Origin of the sequence: Maridesulfovibrio ferrireducens, assembly GCF_016342405.1 — a bacterium.
Lineage (GTDB): Bacteria > Desulfobacterota > Desulfovibrionia > Desulfovibrionales > Desulfovibrionaceae > Maridesulfovibrio > Maridesulfovibrio ferrireducens_A.
Window position 1 is genome coordinate 1 of sequence record NZ_JAEINN010000028.1, and the last position, 20,472, is coordinate 20,472.

The window sequence follows — 20,472 nt, forward strand, 5'->3', positions numbered from 1 at the left end:
ATGGGAAATGCCAAAAGACAAAGCAATATAGCATATTCAATCCCCGTTGTAAGGTGCAGCCGTCTGGACGGTTACTTATATATTATGTTGACATCAAAGCTGGCTAAAAAATAGTATCGAAAAGTTTCCAAGTATAGACTATTAAGAAGGGATGTGCACTACAGAAATAGTGGACCGTACGCAAAAAGGCTAAAAAACATTCTCCCACCTGCAAAAAAGGCATGTCTTCAAGCGTGGCCTATTGGGGACATAACCTGCCTTCTGTCTCACTTGAGTAGGACGGATTGCCTAACTTCCAGCAAAGGAACCTCTTTATGCCTATGAATATACCTTGCGCAAAGCCATCTATTACCGCACGTGAAATTGCGTATGTTACCGATGCTGTTACCAACGGTTGGGGAGCTGCGTGTTATGGATATATTACCAAATTTAAAGAATATTTGAGTGATTTTTTTGATTCTCCGCATGTTTGGCCTGTCTCGAGTTGTCACGGAGCCTTGCACGTTGCTCTTATGGCGCTTGGAGTAGGCTCTGGCGATGAGGTGATAGTGCCTGACTCAACATGGGTGGGTAGTGTCTTCCCTATTACATGGACAGGGGCAACACCTGTATTTGTCGATGTACAGAAAGACACATGGTGCCTTGATCCTGCAAAAATAGAGGCAAGCATCACCCCAAGGACAAAAGCCATTATTGCCGTCCATTTGTATGGAAATATGTGCGATATGAGCTCGATTATGAGCGTGGCGGAAAAGTACGGCCTGCCCGTTATTGAAGATGCGGCAGAGGCCATTGGTTCCAAGTGGGGCAGTCAGTATGCCGGTACTGTTGCAGACTTTGGTGTGTTTTCTTTACATGGAACTAAGACCCTAACTTCAGGTGAAGGCGGCATCTTGCTTTCCAATCGGGATGACCTTGCAGTAACTGTTAGCGCCATTGAGAGTCAGGGACGAAAAGCTGGTGCTAAAATTTTTTGGGTGGATGAACTTGGCCTCAAGTATAAAATGTCTAACATAGATGCAGCCCTTGGACTTGCCCAATTTGAAAGGGCAGAAGAACTGATTGCCAGTAAGCGCGAAGTGTTTGGCTGGTACAAAGAAGCCCTTGCTAGTGTGCCAGATATTACTATAAATGTGGAGCCCCAAAACACTACTAATGGATACTGGATGCCAACGGTTATTTTTGGTACTTCATGGGGGATGACGATAGAAAAACGTGATGCCTTGATTGATGCCATGAACACGAAAGGTCTTGCAATCAGACCTTTTTTCTATCCTATAAGTCTGTTCCCTATGTATAAGAGTGTGCCGGGAAATATTGTAAGTTACGACTTGTACAAACGAGGAATTAACCTGCCTAGCTATTTGGGATTAACACGGGATCAAATAAGGAAAATTGTTTTAGTCTTAAAACTGTTTTTGAATAATAAAGCATGTGAGTAGCTAAGCGTATGTCACACTTTGCAGGAGTATCGATGTTAAAGTCTTTCAATGTCATGGTTGCTGGAATCGGGGGCGCTTCACTAGGCACAGAGCTGATTAAGGCACTAAATCTCGCTGGTAAATATAATATCTTCGGTTGCGATATAGCATCTACAGCATATGGATTATATGATACCATTTGCACAAAAACTTATCATATTTCTTCTAAAAACTATATTACCAATGTAATTGATTCATGCCTTGATGCTAAAGCACAATTTATTGTCCCGGGGGGAGAACAACCAATGAAACTGCTTGGTGCTGCAAATGCACAGTTAAAGCAAGCAGGTATTCAGTTACTTGGCAATGATCCAAATACCATAGAACTCTTTTCAAATAAAAAAGCAACATTTGAGTTTCTTGCCTCAAAAAGTATCCCAATCCCTAAAACCATTAAAATTGAATCCATTCATGATATTGAATACGTTGGTCTTCCATGTATTGTAAAACCTGCAACTGGTTCGGGCGGTAGCGTGGGGGTCTTTTTTGCCGTAAGTGTAAAGGAGGCAATGATGTATGCAAAATACATTCGCAACGATGGAGTTTATGCTGTAGCTCAAGAATACATCCCTCATGACGAAGGGGAATTCTCATTCGGAGTTCTTTCGTTGCCAGATGAAACGCTCGTGGGATCTATCGCATTGCGGCGTACATTTGATACAAAGATTTCAGTCACTTACAAAGGGCGAGGTGGCATAATTTCTAGCCCATATTCACAAGGACATGTTAAAAAATATACTGAACTACGGCAACAGGCAGAAAAAATAGCCAAAAAAATTCATAGCAAAGGACCTATCAATATACAAGGTCGAGTGCGCGATGGCATCCTTTATCCATTTGAAATTAACCCTCGTTTTTCAGGCTCTGTATATCTTAGGTCTATAGCGGGATTTAATGAAATCGAGCGATTAATCGATTATTATAATGAAATACCTCCAAAGCCAATACAGCTTAAATATGGGTGGTATTTACGTAGTTTAACTGAATGCTATATTCCTGAAAATAGCTACAAAAAGAAAAGCTGATGTCTATTCGTTGGATTACTCCAAAGCTCGGGACTGCCGCTGCCGACCAACTTCCATTATCCAACAATTTTTATATTGTCGATGTGCGCGACATGGTCGATAAGGAGGGTAACAGTCCTGAACTTGTAGAGCAAAAAATATTAGAAACTGTACACCACATGAAAAATGGTGCCAAAACTGTCGTCTGCTGTGATTATGGCAAATCCAGAAGTAATGCCGTTGCTGCTGGGGCTATTGCTATTTTCAAAAACATATCCCTAGCTGATGCCATGAAAATCTTGCGCAAAAAAATTGCAGTGGATGAGATTAGACTGGAGCCGTTATGTGCAGTTCAAAAAATTGTTAGTCAGCATACAGAAATATTAAAAGAAAATTCAAAAGAAACTATTTTAATTACTGGTATCTCGGGCTTTATTGGAACTTCTTTGTCTAAAAAACTACAAGAGCATTTTTCTCTTATCACGCCTTCTCGTGAAGAATTAAATCTTCAACATGAACGCATAAAATTAAGTCTCTTGGTGAAGCAAAAAAATGTAAAACGAATCATTCACTTAGCTACCCCACACGGGCATACCAATACAGACCTTGGTAACGCTTTGGCAATACTGCGAAACATACTTGAAGTGTCCTGCGTACATAGCATACCTCTTATCTATCACTCAGGGGGGGAAATTTATTCCGGCCACACAAAACATCTCATCGCTGATGAAAACACTCCAATACTTCCAAAAGGCGTTGATGGTGAGATCAAAGCCCTTGCCGAAATAATGATTTCATTTTGGGAAAAAAATACAGGATTACAAGCTACAATACTTCGTTCAAGCACCGTGTATGGCATAGGTGCTGATAATCCAAAGTTTATCAACAATTTTATTAAAAAAGCATTGCGGTCACAACCAATTATTACGCATCACTATCAAAATGGAGATCCAGCATTAGATTTGCTGTATATAGATGATCTAATAGATGCAATTATTAAAGTCTGTTATAGAAACTATGTGGGTACCTTAAATCTTGGTACAGGGCATCTTATATCAACCCTAAACATTGCAAAATTAATAAAAATGTGTCTTGAAAGCAATAGTGTTATAACTTCAACCAATATTGAGGCAAACACTTCAAAAATTGCAATGAACTACGAAAAAGCAAAAAAAGAAATTGATTGGCAACCTCAAATGTTCTCTAATGATGGCCTTAAATTACTTATTAATCAAACAGTACAAAAGGAAGAAGCAATATGATAACACAAAACGAAAAAAAACTTCAGGAAGGCTTTTCTTGGACTAGGTCTCAGATGTTTGCTACGTACAATGAAGTCTTAGGCTATTATCAAGCTCTATCTTGCTTAGAATATGCTAAAGGGGATAGCCTGCTAGATATGCCCTGCGGTGATGGATTACTAACAAGCATGATGGCGCACCGCTTCAAAAAAGTAGTAGGACTTGATGCCTCCAGCAAACACCTTGCTCTAGCAAAGAACAATATCCCCAATGCTGAATTGCATGAAACACTCATCGAAGATTTTAAGCCCAATATCCCATTTGATACGATTACCATGCTTAACGTTCTTGAGCATGTCGAAAATCCTGTATCTACCCTACGCCATTCAGCAAGCCTTTTAAGTGACGACGGAGTGTTAATTGTCCATGTTCCTAACGCACTGGCCATTAATCGCAAGCTCGCAGTACTCATGGGAACATTAACTGAATGCGAAGAACTTTCACCTTTTGACATTGAAATTGCAGGACATCGGCGATCTTACTCGCTTAAGACTTTACAAGCAGACATCCAAGAAGCCGGACTCAAGGTAAGTGCTACAGGAGGTATTTTTTATAAAATGCTATCTACTGCTCAAATAGACTGGTTTTTAAAAAATGGTTTATGGGAAGAAGGTGGCTTTGGGTGGGGAAGAGTTGGCGGACCAAATAAAGATTGGAAAAAAGAATTCTGCCGTGCTTGCTATGAGTTAGGCAAAGAACACCCTGAAGATTGTAACGTTATTTATGCATGCATAACAAAATAAATTTGCTAAATATGGATAAGAGTTTTATGTAAAAATAAAGATGGACTATCTAAAAGTTCATATATTTTTTTCTAAAAGGAGTAGTATCAATAATGGCAGCAGAAATATCTCCAAGAATTCATTTAGAAGGAAGAACAGCTTTACAAGACGTGATTCCATTAGAGTCTCCCTTTCTTGTTTTTATTGACCCCTCGAATATATGCAACTTTAAATGTACGTTCTGCCCTACTGGAAATGAAAAACTTCTCCAGAAAACGGCTAGAAAAAAGAACGTAATGACTCTAAAAATATTTAAAAAAATTATAGACGATATAGGTCATTTTCCAAACAAACTAAAAGTGCTTAGACTGTATAAAGATGGCGAACCATTTTTGAATCCCAATTTAGAAAAAATGGTTGAGTACGCCAAAAAAAATAGCAACATACAAAGAGTTGAAACAACTACAAATGGATCTTTACTTACCCCTAAAAGAAGTAAAGCCATCATCAACGCTGGTATTGATCAAATTAATATTTCTTTAGATGGAATGAGTAATGAACAATTTTTAAAATTTACAAAGACAAAAATAGACTTTAATAGTTTCGTAAAAAACATTGAATACTTATACAACAATAAGAAAAATTGTACTATCTTAATCAAAACAGTACAAGATATTCTCACAAAAGAGACAGAAAAAAAATTTTATGACACGTTTAGTCCGATTGCAGACAAAATTTATGTAGAAAGAATTGTGCCTGTTTGGCCTGAGTTTGATGCAGGACATAATTCCAAGAATGGCGAAGTCGGTCTTTTTGGGCAACCTCTTAATAAAATTGATGTCTGCCCATTTATATTTTATTCAATGGCTATAAATTCCAATGGTTCAGTAAGCCTTTGTCTTTTTGACTGGAAACATCAAATGATTATTGGAGATGTAAAAACGACTACCCTACTTGATATATGGAATTCAAAAAAATTAAATGAATTTCAAAAAAAATTCCTAAATGGGAAAAGAGAGAATATTATTTTCTGTCGTCACTGTGAGCAAATCATATATTGCACTGTTGATAACATAGACCCATATAAAAAAGAAATCATGCATCGTTTAAAAAAGAAAAAGTTATTGACATAGATCTCTTTTGCTATGTTTTTGAATGTCTCATATTAGAAAATATTAGGAATCATAATGGATGACACCAAAAATTTTATAGAAGAATGCACTAAAGAAATATCCACAATGGGAGGAGAGGGGCTTCGGCAACATTCTATGCAATGGCATCTGGCAAATGCTCCTTATAAATACACGTATCATTTTAGATGGATGGGCCTTCCTATCATCCAATACCCACAAGATATCGTTGCCATGCAAGAGCTTATCTGGGACATTAAGCCTGATCTTATTATTGAAACAGGCATTGCTCGTGGCGGCTCACTCATATTTTACGCGTCACTTATGAAAATGATGGATATTGATGGAGAGGTGCTCGGTATAGATATAGATATTCGGGAGCACAATCGCAAGGCCATAGAATTTCACCCTATGGCAAAATATATTACAATGATACAAGGTTCCTCCATTACGGACGAAGTCATGCATCAGGTGCATACACTTGCTAAAGGGAAAAAGTCCGTTATGGTTGTACTAGATTCTAATCATACCCACGAACATGTGCTATCTGAATTACGTGCCTATGCTCCCTTGGTGACTATAGGCAGCTATCTTGTTGTCTTTGATACGGTGGTGGAAGATCTGCCTGATGAGCTTTGGGACAACCGTCCATGGGGTAAAGGAAATAACCCTAAAACTGCGGTGTGGGAGTTTTTAAAAGAAACTGACCGGTTTGAAATTGACACCTCCATACATAATAAGTTGCAAATTACCGTTGCACCAGATGGATATTTGCGTTGTATAAAATAAGCAAAAAAAGACGTGCGTCATCATTGATAATTATAGCATTACTTCGATTAATTTATAAAATTCAAACTTAGATTAGGAATGTCTTATGCAAACAGTCATTCTCTGCGGTGGACTTGGCACTCGGCTTCGTGAAGAAACAGAGTTTCGCCCAAAGCCTATGGTCCCCATTGGAGCACATCCCATTCTTTGGCATATAATGAAAATATATGCGCAGTACAACCACAAGGAATTTGTTCTTGCTCTTGGGTATAAGGGCGAGATGATAAAAGACTACTTTGTAAACTATGAATGGATGACTAATGACATCACCCTTAAACTTGGCAACCCCGAAACATTGCGTTGTCACAATTGTAATGATGAAGCAGATTGGACAGTTACTCTTGCGAACACCGGTGCAAACAGCCAAAAAGGTAGTCGCATCAAGCAAATTGAAAAATATATAACCGATGACACCTTTATGATGACCTATGGTGACGGTGTTGCTAACGTTAACATAGATGCCTTGCTTGATTTCCATCATTCCCATGGCAAAATAGCCACTTTAACAGGAGTATCTCCTGGCAATCAGTTTGGAGAGTTGCAAATAAAAGGCTCTCAAGTAACCGATTTCAGAGAAAAACCAGAAACAGGGAAAAACAACTTTGTAAACAGCGGTTTTTTTGTATTAAATAGAAAAATTTTTGACTATCTAACTTTTGATGAAAACTGTGATTTTGAATACGGCCCTCTTGAAAAATTAGCACGACAGGGGGAACTTATGGTATACAAACATCACGGATATTGGGGCTGGATGGACACGATACGCGACACCGAGCGGCTGAATGCCATGTGGAACTCAGGGGAAGCTGCATGGAAAACTTGGTAGATTTCTACAATAATAAACGAGTATTTATTACAGGCGATACAGGTTTTAAGGGAAGCTGGCTTGCCTGCATGCTCCATTCTATGGGCGCAATAGTGCATGGATATGCTCTTTCTCCACCTTCGGCCCCAAGCCTTTGGGAGCTTGCCCATATCTCTGAGCATACTAAGCACACACATGCTGATATTCTAGACTCGCCAACTTTGCAGAAGAAAATGCAGGACTGTGCACCGGATATAGTCTTACACCTTGCTGCTCAATCCCTTGTGCGCCCCTCTTATGAATCTCCTTTTGCAACCTTCAATACAAATGTCATGGGAACCGCGTCAGTATTAGATGCGGTTCTATCGACGCCATCCGTAAAAGGCACAATTATTGTCACTAGTGATAAATGTTACAAAAATACTGGCGAACCCTACGCCTATAAAGAATCTGATTCCATGGGGGGAGACGATCCGTATTCTGCCAGTAAAGGCTGTGCTGAGCTTATGACCCATGCATATAGACAAAGTTTTTTTACAAAAACAGGACAAGCTCTTGCCTCTGTACGTGCTGGCAATGTAATTGGTGGTGGCGACTTTGCCACAGACCGTCTAATTCCGGATATGGTGAGAGCTTTCGCCAAAAATGAATCGGTTTCTATCAGGAACCCCACGGCAACGCGCCCATGGCAACATGTGCTTGACCCTCTGTATGGATATTTGCTTCTCGCCAAAAAACTCTTAGAAGAACCTGCATCCTATAACAAAGGTTGGAATTTTGGACCTATGCATCAGGAAACGCATACCGTTGGAGAAGTCGTTAAACAATTTTCAACACATTGGAATGACAGCAGTATATACCTAGACACGAACGTTCACCCTCATGAATCCGCATATTTGGGGCTTGACTGCACGCAAGCACAGACACAGTTGCAATGGCAGTCCAAGCTGTCCTTTACAGACAGTATTGCATGGACGGCAGGTTGGTTCTTAAAATTGTCTCAAGGTGAAAATGCCTACAGCTTGTGTATGCAACAAATAGAACTTTTTTTATCCTTGCATGGAAAAAAAAGAAATCCATAAAATTTAAATATAAAGATTAAAGACGTGGCCATATGCAGCTAAGATGTGCCAGTAACAACAATAAAAGAGATATAGATGCACATAATTCCATGCCCTATTCAAGGTGTATTCCTATTAGAAATCACCAGCATTGAAGACCACCGAGGTAGCTTTGCTCGTCTTTATTGTCAGGCAGAACTACAATCGGCAGGCGTACACAAGCCTATCACCCAGATAAACACTTCACTTACCCTAGCCAAAGGAGCTATACGCGGCATGCATTTCCAGCATCCGCCCCATGCAGAATGCAAAATTGTCCGATGCCTACAAGGAAGCTGCTTTGACGTTGCAGTGGATATTCGCAAAAACTCACCTACGTTCTTGCAATGGCACGGAGAAATGTTGTCTGCAGAAAATGGTAAAGCACTGGTTGTCCCTGAAGGGTTTGCTCACGGCTTTCAAACCTTAGAAGAAAACACCCGTTTGCTATATTTGCACACTGCAATGTATGCGCCTGAGGCAGAAGGGGGGCTATTATACAATGACCAAACTCTTTCTATAAACTGGCCACTTCCTCCTCAGGGTATTTCAGATCGAGATAGGCGCTTCCCACATATTGATGCACATTTTTTAGGAATACAGATATGAATTGTAGACACTGTAAGACCCCACTTACACACAGCTTCGCAAACTTGCACCACCAACCGATCTCAAATGCTTTTTTAACTAAAAAGCAATTGGAGGAGCCTGAAGTTTATTATCCGCTACATGTGTATGTATGTGAGGCCTGCTTTCTTGTGCAAGTAGCAGAATATAAAAAGTCAGACGATATTTTTACGGACGATTATGTTTATTTTTCCTCGATGTCCTCTTCATGGGTAGAACATGCTCGCCAATACGTTGCCATGATGCTGGAACGCTTTGACCTTGATGTTCATTCTTTTATAGTAGAAATAGCTTCTAATGACGGTTATTTGCTGCAACATTGTGTAGAGCGCGGCATTCCCTGTCTTGGGGTAGAGCCAGCAGGAAACACCGCACAAGTGGCAAAAAGAAAAGGCATCTCTTGTGTACAGGATTTTTTTGGTACGGCACTGGCCGAAAGACTTGTAAAAGAAGGTAAAAAAGCAGACGTCTTATTGGGTAATAATGTGCTAGCTCATGTGCCTGATATTAATAATTTTGTAAGAGGGATGAAAATTCTTTTGGCAGACAATGGGGTTGTCACTATGGAATTCCCGCATCTTATGGAACTCGTTGCTAATAACCAGTTTGATACTATCTATCAGGAACACTATTCCTACTTGTCATTTTCTACAGTGTGTCACATTTTTGAAACGCAAGGATTGCGCATCTTTGATGTGGAACAATTGCCTACGCACGGCGGATCATTACGTATTTTTGCCACGCATACGGAGAACTCTTGGCATAAAACACGTCCCTCTGTTTCTAGATTATATCAGGTGGAAAAACAGGCCAATATGCATAATATTGCCTATTATACTGGCTTTCAGCAGCAAATTCAAACCACCAAAAAAGCCCTGCTTTATTTTTTATTAGAGCAAAAAAAGAACGGCAAAAAAGTTGCCGCATACGGAGCAGCGGCTAAGGGAAATACCTTTCTTAATGCTTGTGGTATCAAATCTGATTTAATTGATTTTTGTGTAGACAAAGCACCTAGCAAGCAGGGCATGTATATGCCTGGATCTCATATTCCTGTGTACGATCCTACTTATCTGCGGCAGGAAAAACCAGATGTAGTGCTGATTCTACCTTGGAATATTGCTGAAGAAATTAAAACTGAGCATAGCTATCTTAAGGATTGGAATGGCGTATTTGTGACAGCTATTCCCGAACTGCGCATTTTTACAGTAGAGACATCTCCTTAGTTGTTCACGCCCTGTCAAACATAGTAAGCAACTGCGGACAAGTTTTTTTAGTTTCATTCCCCTCAAGAATAGGGTGAATACCCTGTAGTTACTTTTGCTTTCCGCCTAAATACATTACTATTTTAGAGTGCAAGATAGAATAAATTCATATTCTCGGTAATTTATAGAATCCTACAAGCTCTGCAAGTTTTTTTAGGACAAAACGGCTTGCAAAATAGTTCTTCTGTACTTGGAAACTCCTTGGCATTCTTTTTGCTGCTATAAAGACGTAAGATTAAAAGCGAAGGAGAATAACATGAACCTAGAATTCGAAACAAAAGCAGAGACTCTAAGCTTACTTCAAAATGCTGGGTTTAAAGTACAAAATTTATTCTATTTTTCTGTCAGACAGTGGTTCTCAAGTCAAAGTCATATAATTGACAGAGTTCAGCGAACTTTCAAGAATCATGATGCTGTGATTGTCCGTAGCAGTTCTCAGGCTGAAGATAGTGAATCGTCCTCCTGCGCTGGAGCATTTGAATCCATCCTCAATGTAGACTTTAAAGATGAAAGTAAACTTAAAATAGCCATAGAATCCGTAATTGCTTCTTATACTGGAGAGTCCGGGGATCAAGTTTTAGTTCAGCCTATGGTGCATGATATCGCACTTAGCGGTGTGATTATGATTCGCTGTCTTGAAGATGGTTCACCTTATTACGTTATTAACTATGATGATGAATCTGGTAAAACAGATTCTATTACAGGAGGGACAGGGGTAAGCAAAACCATTTATATTTACAATGGGGTTGCCCGCGAGGATTTTGATTCACAACGGGTTTGTAAAATAATGAAGATGGTCCAGCAACTTGAAGATTGTTTTCACAGTGTCCCCCTCGATATAGAATTTTGTCAGACACGAGACCAAAAAGTCCATCTGCTCCAGGTCCGACGGATAGCTACCCATAGCCGATGGGATCCAAATGTTGAAAAGATTGTTTCTTCTAAAATTTCATTTGTAAAAGAGTTTGGAGTAAATCTAGAGAATTCATGGGTTATAGACAGATGCCCCCTGAAGAGTTGATGATTCTGGTGGATGGTGAATACTGTGGTAGTAGTCCTTCAAACAGAGGGTAAAAGTAAAATTTCATTAGATTAATTGTTTTTTTGTCTCTTGTTTCGTAGGGGACATGGTTGATTAATAAGCTAGAGATAATATGCTTGGCAATAAAACAGATATTAGTAGATTGAGAAGCGGGTAACCCACCCGTTTTGAGAACCAGAGGTAACACAATATGGATGAAAAAAAATTAGTATCATTTATCGTTATCACCCGTAATCGTGTTAATGAACGGTTAAATAACTGCTTGGCAGCTTTACGCAGCCAAAATTTTTCACCCGAAAATATAGAAATTGTTCTTTTGGACTACGGTTCAGACATAGAAACTCAAAAGCAGCTTCAGCTTCTCGCGAAGAGCTTTGACGCGCGGTATGTCTATGTCGATGAATCCGGTGCCTGGAACCGCGGGCGAGCTATTAACTTGGGTTGTCAAGCCGCTTTAGGTGAGTTGCTTGCTATATCTGATATTGATATGATTCATGGTCCGGACTATGCGGCTGAAGCTTGGCAGCGTTACGTAGAATTAGGCCGGGGGGCGTTTTACGGCAAGGGGATTCCTTGGGATCTTCCTGAGAGACTAAAAGTCAGTCAGGATGAGGTGTGCACTGAGTTCGCAGCACTAAAACAGCGTTCTACAGCCAGGCCTAGGGGTATGGGAAATGTTGTTTTTTCTCGAGCTACTTTTGACGATCTCCGTGGGTGGGAGGAAGAGTATCTGGTCTGGGGATGTGAGGATAGCGATTTTAATGACCGGGCGAAACGAAGCGGTGCCTTTTGTGTTGAGATTACGGCCGGACTCCTTCATCAGTGGCATGAAGTTCATGACAGTTCAGCAGAAGCCCGTCGATCTATCGGTTTCAACCGGGTTATGTATTTAGGGTGCGTGGGGCGGACTCCTGTCGCCCGCACGGGATCTTTTGGTAATATTTATCCCCTCGCTACACATAAAGCCTTTCAGGCTCCAAGTCTTTCGCTGGTGTTGATGGGTGTAAATAATGCTACACAGGTTGCGCCTACTCTCGCGTCTATCAACGGCGGAATGTATCCGGTTAGCGAAATAATTCTGGCTGGATTTTCAGGTGATATCGGTACATTACAGCCATTATGTGATTTTCCCCTACGGGCCATACCACATCATGAAATGGATCCTATTGTGTCGTTCCTCAAGTCAGAGGTCCGCACAGATGTGCTTGGTTTTTTGCCAGCCGGATTCTCTTTCGGCGAATATTTTCTCGTCTATGAATGTTTGGGAAAGCTTCTCTCCGGTGCACACGACGTTGATGGTTTTTTTTGGTGGGACGCCAAAGGGTATGACTTGAACCATCAGATTTTGCCTGCTTTTGAATCTACACCAAGTATAATGTCGAGCCAGACTCATCCCGTTTGCGAGGAAGGTTCATCCGGTCTGCTTGAAGATAGTTTATCTTTTGTGGGCTGGCAAGATAAATATTCCTTGTATTGTCCAGTGTTTGAAGGTGTTCAGGAATTGAGACCTATTAAGAATCCCAAGTGTTCTGTTGTGGTGATTTCCTGGGTTTTCCATCCTGACAGCGAAAGGACTCTGGCAGAATTAGCGAGTCAATTAGAACCTTCGTGTCAGATTTTGCTGGTGGATAATGGTTGCTCTCCCGGTGAGTTGGATGCGTTGTTACCTTATGTCCACACTCTTGTCCGGATGCGCGAGAACACTGGGGCGTATCTGGCGCGTAACGTGGGGGCACTTTTTGCTCTGAGTTCGGTACTCATCTTTTTGGATGATGACGGTATTCCTGGTAAAAATTATGCGCAGGAGCATTTGAAAGCACACGAAACGCACGGTATTGTGTCGGCTAGAGGCGCAGTGTTACCGAAGACGGATAATCCTCTCAACGCTTTGGCTCGTCATTATAATTTAGGGCATACTCCCTTTCCAATCTTTGCAGATATAGAGGGGAATACCTCTTATAAGGCTTCAGCCTTTTTCGTTGTGGGGGGGTGGGATGACTCTATTCGGTTTGGGGGGGGAGGAGTGGATTTGGCCTTGCGTCTTTTGCGGGCTTACCCAGACTGGGGATGTCAAATCTATTGGCCCACGGCGACTATCCGCCACGACTATTCGTCAAGTGAGGATGCGTTGGAAGTTAAGCGGGTCAAACAAGAAGCTTCGCGGCGCAATATGGAGGCCAAATTTCCTGGTTATCGTAATGCCATGGAAGCATGGAGCGTCACGAAGGGACGAACTGACGCTATCTGCTCAGTTTCTGATATGCAACTGCCAGTGGCTGGCTGGCGGGAGCGAACTCTGGAACAGGTTATGGCTGAGGCTGACCTCACTCTGGCTCGTAGACTCCAGGATGCGGGAGACAAAAATACAGCCTTAATTTTATTGCAACGAGCTAATCTTTTCTTGGAAAAAAGGAGAACTGAAAATGGCAATGCCTCTCAAGTTTTAGAAAAGTCTTCTAACTTTCCGAAACGTAACAACCTGATAAAAGAAAAGCTCATCGAGCAGGCGCATAATCTGGAGACTGCCGTTGCCAAGGCGATAGAGACCGGCACACGTCCGAAACGGCTTCTTGAAGCCGTTGTAGAGTTTCTTACATACCACGGTGAGTCGGCTATTATGGCTGGCTGGGTGAAAGACTCGCAGATGGCCGAGGGGAAGATTGTCGCTCCGCACGATGGGGCGCCCGTCGTTTCTGTCGTGGTGCCCTGCCACAACTATGGTCGTTATCTCGCTGAATGTGTAAAAAGTGTGTTGCTTCAGAGTTTTTGCGCTTGGGAGATTATAATCGTCAATGACGGTAGCACCGACGACACCCACGAGGTGGCTCAGGATATTATGGCAAACTATCCGGGCCATGCGATCCGTTATTACAGGCAAGAACAAAAGGGCATAGTGCAGCCCAGAAATCGTGGCGTAACTCTGGCCAAGGGGGAATTTATATTGCCATTGGATGCGGACGATCTCATTGCCCCGACTTTTCTGGAACGTACCGTCGCGTACCTGCTTGAGCGGCCTGAGTTAGGTTACGTCAGTACCAAAGCTCTTTTTTTTGGTAGCTCTAACAAGATATGGCCTAGCGAGCCTTTCGCTAATTTAAGCTTACTGGTTACAAACCAGCAGACTAACACAACACTATATCGTAAGACTATGTGGCAGGACGTTAACGGGTACGATGAGCGTATGATTCACGGCTACATGGACTGGGAATTTTGGATTCATTGTACTAAGATGGGCTGGACAGGAGAACAAATCAATGAACCTCTCTTTTTTTATAGGCGTAAAGACGACTCCGTAGTTATGCGGGCCAAGCAGAGGGACATAGCAATCAAGGAGCAAATAGTCGATCTGCATTCGGATATTTATGACCCTTCCAAGCTTGCCTCTGTGCGGCATGAGATGGGAGTCAATAATTGGATTCCTGCCGATCTCATTCGTAATCCGCTACGCATTCGTAAACGGGGCGTGGACTCTGATATAAAAGGAGCTCCTAACGCTGTTTCTGTGTCTGAAAATCCTAAAGGGCATATTCAAGACGACGCCGGAAAACGTCAAGTTTTAGATGTTTTGAATCAGGTTTTGCCCGAGTTATGCACATTTTTCAAACGTCCTGAGGCGGGATGTGGCATACCTTCAGAGTTCCAAAGCATGTTGAAGCGTCTTTCGAGTAAAGTTCAGTCTCTTCTTGTTCATGACAAAGGAGAAAACGCTCTTGAGATAGCAGCATTACTTCTGGCATACTACCCCCTTGAACCTGCTGCGATCATGCTGCTTTTGCAAACTCTTTCCAGCAGCGGGCATATAGCGCAAGCATTGATATTAGCCAAATTTTATATTGAACTTTTTCCAGATCAGAGAGATATGAAATCGTTTTTAGCAAAGGTGTTGCATGGCTGGGCTAGCGTGGAGGTGGATCCTCTTCATGCGCTTGGTTTGCTCGACGGAGCGGCTCTGTTGGATCCAGGAAATAATGATATTTTAACTGACTTTTGGGCTAAGTTTCGCCAGCTTGGTTTAACTCGGAAAGATTCTCCTCCTGCTACAGTGTGGTATGTTACTAACTCTTTCGGATATGGAGTTGGTGGGGTGAACGGTGTAACTGAGGCAAAATCAATGACTTTGTCTTCCATTCTTCGCGGCCCAAATGGTCCAGAAGTTTGTATTTTGACTCCGTTACGGCCAGGCCTGCCGGAAGCTGTGGCTGAGTTTGCCAAGCATCTTGGCAACGTCTGTGGGGCCGGTAACTTTCGTTGGCCTCACTGGGTTGGCACAACTGCACAAGGTGTAGGAACTTCGGTAAAGGCTGGAACATCACTTCTGAACGGAACATGTCGGCTAGTGCGTCCCCTTGAAAGTCAACCGGATTGTGTCATCGTCGAGGGAGTACGTTTGGAGGCTGACATTTATCTGAAGTCCCTTGGCCTCACCACAGACTGCCCACGCGTGTATGTGCACCACACCTCACCTGACCAATTTAGCGATAAGTATACGGACATAGACATGATGTCCGAGGCTCTGAAAGCTTTTGCTGATTACGATAATTTTGTGTGTGTCTCTGCTAACGTAATTGAGGAATGGCGGCGTTTCGAAGAACTGGCTGATAAAAATTGGGTGTACATTCCTAATTGTGCCCGTGAGGAAGAGGCTGAGCAACTGCTCTCGTATGACAAGCTCGATCTTCGTCAGGCTCTTGATTTGCCTCCTGATGCCTTTGTGGTTTTATGTTTGGCAAGTGTTCAGACGCGCAAGGGACAGGACATTCTTTTAAATCAGATTGCAGAGGTGCTACACCATCTGCCTAACGCTTATTTCTTGTTCGTAGGGCCGATCTTATCTCAGTGGGGGGGGCGTGAGATATTGGATACTGCAAGGAAATTTTTTAGTATAGATCAGGTGCGTTTTCTCGGCGCGCGCCGCAACGCTCTGGAGTATTTACGTGCCGCCGATTGTCTAGTGCTGCCTTCTCGCGAGGAGGCTTTGCCCTTGACAATCCTTGAGGCCATGGTTTTGGCTAAACCTTGTGTGGCGTCAGACGTCAACGGTATTCCTGAGTTAGTCGAGCATGAATCTTCTGGGCTTCTGTTTTCTCATTCTGTACCGCGCGACTTAGCTAAACATCTTATCAGGTTGGGGCAGGATTCCTCCCTTGCTAAGAAGATGGGGCTACAAGCTCGTCAGCGTTACCTAGACTTTTTTTCGCGACGTCTTCATTCCGCCCGATGGAACGAGGTTTTAAAAAAAATTATACTTAATGGGGGTGACTGGGCGCTCTGATGTTTCAAAAGACCTTTCAATCAGTTCTGTGCAGGAATCGTGGATATTGCAGATTTGACCTTGCCACACTTTTCTGGACAGTTCGTTTAGTCATAAAAATATAATCGTGACAGTTGATTTCTAATCCAGCAGGTAGCATCATCTCTATAGTTGAAATGGCGTCTTCTGCGATTGTAGTAGGCCTCAATATATTGGAACTGAGCTGTTTTTGCTTCATGCTTGTCTAAAAACTTTCTGTGATAGATCATTGTTATCCAAGCAGTTGTACCTTCAGCTCATATTTTGCCTGATAGACGGAGTAAAAAGCGTTTTTAACTGAAACGACTTGATCGCAAGAAATCGTAAGCGGCATCTTTTAGCAAAATCTTAGGAAAACACACTTTATTTTGATAATACAGTAGCCATGACCAAGCGTGCCGATCTTGATATTCAGAAAAAAATGAGTCTATTCTGTTAGAAATACGTTGATTTGTGCCTTGCAGATCATGGACTGTAGAGATACTTTGCATTCGGGGTGTTCTCCTATTTTTTCTATTATGTTGCAACAACATAATAGCAAGGATGCAAGGACTCTGAAATTAAAAATTCATTTTATTTAGATCTGTTGAATGAAAATTTAATTGTAAAATCAAGTCTGATCGTTGGATCCATTTAAATCAGGTATTTATATGTAGTAGGTCCTGCTTGATCGGACATTTTCTCTTGGAATAGAAGAATTATAGACTCATTAGGGATAAATGTGTTGCGGGCGAACACTATTATCAACTATGCTGTATGTAGAAAATTTTGTTTTCTACCTTAAGTTAAGTTGCACATAACTTTTAACTTGAAGAGAATGGTATGGGTAACGTGAAGAAAAAAATAGTTTTTGGTATTTTTTCTCAAAATAAATCTATGGCTGCATCAATGTTGGGCGCTCTTGCTGAAAAGCTGGGCTGGGACGTTGATGTAGTCTTTTTACCTTTGGAGTCTCGCCCGCAAGATGTGCTGGATACTCTTGATTATATCCCAGACATTTTTGCTCTATCGTTTGCTTCTTATAATAGGGAACAGGCATTTTTTGTTGCTAAAGTTTTAAAGGAGCGTGGAATCAAGGTTATCGGTGGAGGGATTCATGCTACTGCCATGCCTGGTGATCTGGTTCAAACAGGATATTTTGACGCCGTTATGCACGGTGACGGAATGGGTATTTTGGATGAAGTCCTTCAAAATTATCAGGATTTAACTGAATCTGTAGTTATTCATGGTAAAAAACATCATAATAAAAGAGTGTATCTGGATTATTTCTTTTCTGAATCTCAGAAGAAAATCTTGCGGGAAACCCAAAAAACAGATCTGCTTACAAGTTACGGATGCCCCTTTAAATGTACCTTCTGCGCCAGTTCCCGTAAGGGGTTTATGACTTTTCCTGACGATCAACTGATCGAATTTATGGTAGATATCAATGACAAATATGGCGTTAAGGTTTTTACTTTTCAAGACGATTTATTGTTTAATGATGTTAAGAGGGTAAAAAGGATAAGTAAGCATTTGCGGGAGTTGCCACCGGAAAAGGAGATCAGTTTCGGGAAAAGCGCTAATTGCAGGGCCTCCAGTTTTTCGGGTGCACTGGCTACCGAGATTAAAAATTTAAATATTACAGATGTTAGTTTTGGTATTGAGTCTGCGTCAAATAAGTTGCTAAAATTTTTAAATAAAAAACAGACAGAAGAAGATTGTTACAACGCTATTGATGTTTGCAAAAGACACGATTTATACAGTAGGATTAATTTAATGTTCGGAATTCCGACACAGGATGAAGAGGATTATAAGACTACTTTGGAATTTGTGAAAAAGGCCAAACCGGATATAGTTAATATGTTTTATTATACTCCATATCCGGGAACAGATTTGTATGATTACTGTTTTGACCATGGTTATATTCCTGCAGAATATAATCGAGATCGCTTTGACTGGTTTAATGCTCAGAATGATGGTATCAGGGAAGTTCATTTAAAGTTAAATGGTGTAGATTACCAGATGGCAGATAAGTACATGCAAGAAATTAGTGACATGTATGATCCTCTTAACTTTTTAAAGCCGCTAGTAGAAGAGATTGACAAACACACGTGGGTTATATTTGGATCAAGCACACAGATATATTTTAGCCAAGTGCTAAATGTTTTGAAAAAAATAGATATGAAGAATTGTCTGGGGTATTACGATATTGATCCTGAAGCTGAATATTGTGTCGAAAGAAGAGTTGAATTTTCAAAATTTATAGAAAACGATAGTGTCGTCCCGGACTGCATCGTCACTTATACCCATCTTTCAAGTGAAGATTATAGAAATTTTCAGGAAATAATTAGCCGTAAGTTTGGCAATATCCCACTAATCTCTATTTCTACTATGCAAAGGCACTCTTTGGAAGATGTCAAAAAGATGCTAAATCCCTCCCAGATTTGAACTGCCCGCAATTCTTTGAGTTTGGCAAGGAGAGGGACAACACCTTTTAAACCTTCATCGCCGAAATTTTGTTGTAAAATTTGCGCTCTTTCGTCCTGACCCTGCTACAAGATTGTGGACACGAATTTAAGTCGCTATCCTGACTTTTACAGGAGAAGCGAATGACCAAATCCAAACGTCGGAATTACGATCCAGAATTTAAACGAAATGCGGTCCTTTTAAGTGAAGATCTATCCCGAACTCATACCGAAGTTGCAGACAGTCTTGGGATCTCCCCCAATATTCTTTATCGGTGGCGTCGTGAATATTTCCGTAATGGAGGAGATGTGTTTGCCGGACAGGAAAATGGAATTTTGACTGATGAGAAACGAAGGATCAAAGAGCTGGAGAAGAAATTACGCGATGCGGAAACTGAGCGTGATATCCTAAAAAAAGCATTGGACATCTTCAGCAGCGCACCGAAATGACGTTCCAATTTATAAAAGCGAACCTCTCCAGTTTTCCGGTGAAGAAGAAGTGCCTGACTCTGGGCGTTTCCATGAGCGATTTTTATGCGTGGTTATCGAGACCTGAATCAAAAAGAACTATTGAAAACAGAGCATTGTTCCAGCGTATTCAGGAGCTTTATTATGAGCATGGTCAAATGGCGGGAAGTCCCATGATCACAGCCGACCTGTAAGATGAAGAATGGTTCTGCTCAGTTAGTCGCGCTCGAGTTGCAAGAAAAATGAAAGCAATGGGACTCCGGTGTAAAACGACAAGAAAGTTCGTGGTCACAACAGACTCTTCTCATAAGGAGCCGGTTGCCCCCAACTTGCTGGACCGCCGGTTCTTAGCATACAAGCCGAATACTGCTTGGGTTACGGATATCACATACATTAGAGTTGGCAAGAAATGGCTTTATATCACTGTTTTTATAGACTTGTTTTCCTGAATAATTGTTGGTTGGGATTTAAGTGATTCATTGGAAAGAAGCTCCGTAATCCGCGCTTTTCAAAAAGCAATAGCAAGACGTCGACCACCGAAAGGGTTGATGATTCATAGCGATCGGGGGGGGGCAGTACGCCAGCCGGGAATTTAGAAAATTGCTGGCAAAACATGGTTGCATCCAAAGCATGAGCCGTAAAGGAAATTGCTGGGATAATGCGGTTGCTGAATCCTTTTTCCATACCCTTAAAGCGCAAATGGTCTATCACAGGAGATTTGCCCGCAGGCAGGAAGCTGAAATTGCTCTCTTCCAATATATTGAGGCCTATTACAACCGCAGAAGACGACACTTCAGTAATGGATGGCTGTCACCTGCTGAATTTGAAATCAACTGTCAGGAAAATATCTTTGTGGCTTAACTGACTGTCCAGAAAAGTGTGGCAGGATCAATATCGAGTTTTTCGCTGACAACTTCACCAATTTTGGTCAGTCGGCAGCCGCAGTTGCATATTTTTTCTTCTTCAGG

The 20,472-nt window shown here is 41.5% G+C and carries 14 protein-coding genes and 1 pseudogene; 14 read left to right on the plus strand and 1 reads right to left on the minus strand.

The window, feature by feature from the left end; translation table 11 throughout:
* Nucleotides 1-314 precede the first annotated feature (314 nt).
* The 14 genes and pseudogenes from JEY82_RS18355 (at nucleotide 315) to JEY82_RS18420 (ending at nucleotide 20,365) form a co-directional block, all read left to right on the plus strand.
* Entirely contained in the window at nucleotides 315-1,442 is a 1,128-nt protein-coding gene (locus JEY82_RS18355) for a DegT/DnrJ/EryC1/StrS aminotransferase family protein (protein WP_304088402.1), read from the plus strand.
* A 32-nt stretch (nucleotides 1,443-1,474) separates the two neighbouring features.
* Nucleotides 1,475-2,506 carry an ATP-grasp domain-containing protein gene (locus tag JEY82_RS18360; RefSeq protein ID WP_304088405.1) on the plus strand — a complete coding sequence of 344 codons (1,032 nt, stop codon included), beginning with the start codon at nucleotides 1,475-1,477 and terminating at the stop codon, nucleotides 2,504-2,506.
* Nucleotides 2,506-3,747: an NAD-dependent epimerase/dehydratase family protein gene (locus tag JEY82_RS18365; protein ID WP_304088406.1), complete on the plus strand. Its 1,242-nt coding sequence runs from the start codon at nucleotides 2,506-2,508 to the stop codon at nucleotides 3,745-3,747. Before JEY82_RS18360 ends, JEY82_RS18365 begins: the two co-directional genes overlap by 1 nt.
* Nucleotides 3,744-4,529 carry a bifunctional 2-polyprenyl-6-hydroxyphenol methylase/3-demethylubiquinol 3-O-methyltransferase UbiG gene (locus tag JEY82_RS18370; RefSeq protein WP_304088410.1) on the plus strand — a complete coding sequence of 262 codons (786 nt, stop codon included), beginning with the start codon at nucleotides 3,744-3,746 and terminating at the stop codon, nucleotides 4,527-4,529. Before JEY82_RS18365 ends, JEY82_RS18370 begins: the two co-directional genes overlap by 4 nt.
* 92 nt (nucleotides 4,530-4,621) lie before the next feature.
* Nucleotides 4,622-5,641, plus strand: a complete 1,020-nt coding sequence (locus JEY82_RS18375) for a radical SAM/SPASM domain-containing protein (protein ID WP_304088412.1) — start codon at nucleotides 4,622-4,624, stop codon at nucleotides 5,639-5,641.
* Between the two features lie 54 nt (nucleotides 5,642-5,695).
* The gene (locus JEY82_RS18380) at nucleotides 5,696-6,427 is read left to right on the plus strand and encodes a cephalosporin hydroxylase family protein (RefSeq protein WP_304088415.1); all 732 of its coding nucleotides are present in this window, start codon (nucleotides 5,696-5,698) and stop codon (nucleotides 6,425-6,427) included.
* 85 nt (nucleotides 6,428-6,512) lie between these two features.
* The gene (rfbF, locus tag JEY82_RS18385; protein ID WP_304088417.1) at nucleotides 6,513-7,292 is read left to right on the plus strand and encodes a glucose-1-phosphate cytidylyltransferase; all 780 of its coding nucleotides are present in this window, start codon (nucleotides 6,513-6,515) and stop codon (nucleotides 7,290-7,292) included.
* Nucleotides 7,277-8,353, plus strand: coding sequence for a CDP-glucose 4,6-dehydratase (gene rfbG / locus JEY82_RS18390; RefSeq protein ID WP_304088420.1), 1,077 nt, complete (start codon nucleotides 7,277-7,279; stop codon nucleotides 8,351-8,353). Before rfbF ends, rfbG begins: the two co-directional genes overlap by 16 nt.
* Before the next feature lie 75 nt (nucleotides 8,354-8,428).
* Complete coding sequence (gene rfbC / locus JEY82_RS18395; protein WP_304088422.1) at nucleotides 8,429-8,980, plus strand: dTDP-4-dehydrorhamnose 3,5-epimerase; 552 nt, start codon at nucleotides 8,429-8,431, stop codon at nucleotides 8,978-8,980.
* Complete coding sequence (locus tag JEY82_RS18400; protein WP_304088425.1) at nucleotides 8,977-10,221, plus strand: class I SAM-dependent methyltransferase; 1,245 nt, start codon at nucleotides 8,977-8,979, stop codon at nucleotides 10,219-10,221. Before rfbC ends, JEY82_RS18400 begins: the two co-directional genes overlap by 4 nt.
* 295 nt (nucleotides 10,222-10,516) lie before the next feature.
* Complete coding sequence (locus JEY82_RS18405) at nucleotides 10,517-11,281, plus strand: PEP/pyruvate-binding domain-containing protein (RefSeq protein ID WP_304088428.1); 765 nt, start codon at nucleotides 10,517-10,519, stop codon at nucleotides 11,279-11,281.
* Between the two features lie 211 nt (nucleotides 11,282-11,492).
* Nucleotides 11,493-16,574 (plus strand): glycosyltransferase, encoded by a 5,082-nt coding sequence (locus JEY82_RS18410; RefSeq protein WP_304088431.1) that lies wholly within the window; start codon nucleotides 11,493-11,495, stop codon nucleotides 16,572-16,574.
* 840 nt (nucleotides 16,575-17,414) lie between these two features.
* Nucleotides 17,415-19,019, plus strand: coding sequence for a radical SAM protein (locus JEY82_RS18415; RefSeq protein ID WP_304088434.1), 1,605 nt, complete (start codon nucleotides 17,415-17,417; stop codon nucleotides 19,017-19,019).
* Between the two features lie 161 nt (nucleotides 19,020-19,180).
* A pseudogene (locus tag JEY82_RS18420) lies at nucleotides 19,181-20,365 on the plus strand (IS3 family transposase).
* Here JEY82_RS18420 and JEY82_RS18425 read toward each other — a convergent pair.
* A complete protein-coding gene (locus JEY82_RS18425; RefSeq protein ID WP_304088437.1) occupies nucleotides 20,362-20,457 on the minus strand; it encodes an IS66 family transposase zinc-finger binding domain-containing protein in 96 nt (31 codons plus the stop codon). The pseudogene JEY82_RS18420 and the gene JEY82_RS18425 overlap by 4 nt on opposite strands.
* Nucleotides 20,458-20,472 lie beyond the last annotated feature (15 nt).

Bases quoted from the DNA above. Each gene is read 5' to 3' on its own strand.
- rfbC (WP_304088422.1), top strand. From the start codon at position 8,429: ATGCACATAATTCCATGCCCTATTCAAGGTGTATTCCTATTAGAAATC.
- JEY82_RS18380 (WP_304088415.1), top strand. From the start codon at position 5,696: ATGGATGACACCAAAAATTTTATAGAAGAATGCACTAAAGAAATATCC.
- JEY82_RS18365 (WP_304088406.1), top strand. From the start codon at position 2,506: ATGTCTATTCGTTGGATTACTCCAAAGCTCGGGACTGCCGCTGCCGAC.
- JEY82_RS18355 (WP_304088402.1), top strand. From the start codon at position 315: ATGCCTATGAATATACCTTGCGCAAAGCCATCTATTACCGCACGTGAA.
- rfbG (WP_304088420.1), top strand. From the start codon at position 7,277: ATGGAAAACTTGGTAGATTTCTACAATAATAAACGAGTATTTATTACA.
- JEY82_RS18410 (WP_304088431.1), top strand. From the start codon at position 11,493: ATGGATGAAAAAAAATTAGTATCATTTATCGTTATCACCCGTAATCGT.
- JEY82_RS18400 (WP_304088425.1), top strand. From the start codon at position 8,977: ATGAATTGTAGACACTGTAAGACCCCACTTACACACAGCTTCGCAAAC.
- JEY82_RS18405 (WP_304088428.1), top strand. From the start codon at position 10,517: ATGAACCTAGAATTCGAAACAAAAGCAGAGACTCTAAGCTTACTTCAA.
- rfbF (WP_304088417.1), top strand. From the start codon at position 6,513: ATGCAAACAGTCATTCTCTGCGGTGGACTTGGCACTCGGCTTCGTGAA.
- JEY82_RS18415 (WP_304088434.1), top strand. From the start codon at position 17,415: ATGGGTAACGTGAAGAAAAAAATAGTTTTTGGTATTTTTTCTCAAAAT.
- JEY82_RS18360 (WP_304088405.1), top strand. From the start codon at position 1,475: ATGTTAAAGTCTTTCAATGTCATGGTTGCTGGAATCGGGGGCGCTTCA.
- JEY82_RS18370 (WP_304088410.1), top strand. From the start codon at position 3,744: ATGATAACACAAAACGAAAAAAAACTTCAGGAAGGCTTTTCTTGGACT.
- JEY82_RS18375 (WP_304088412.1), top strand. From the start codon at position 4,622: ATGGCAGCAGAAATATCTCCAAGAATTCATTTAGAAGGAAGAACAGCT.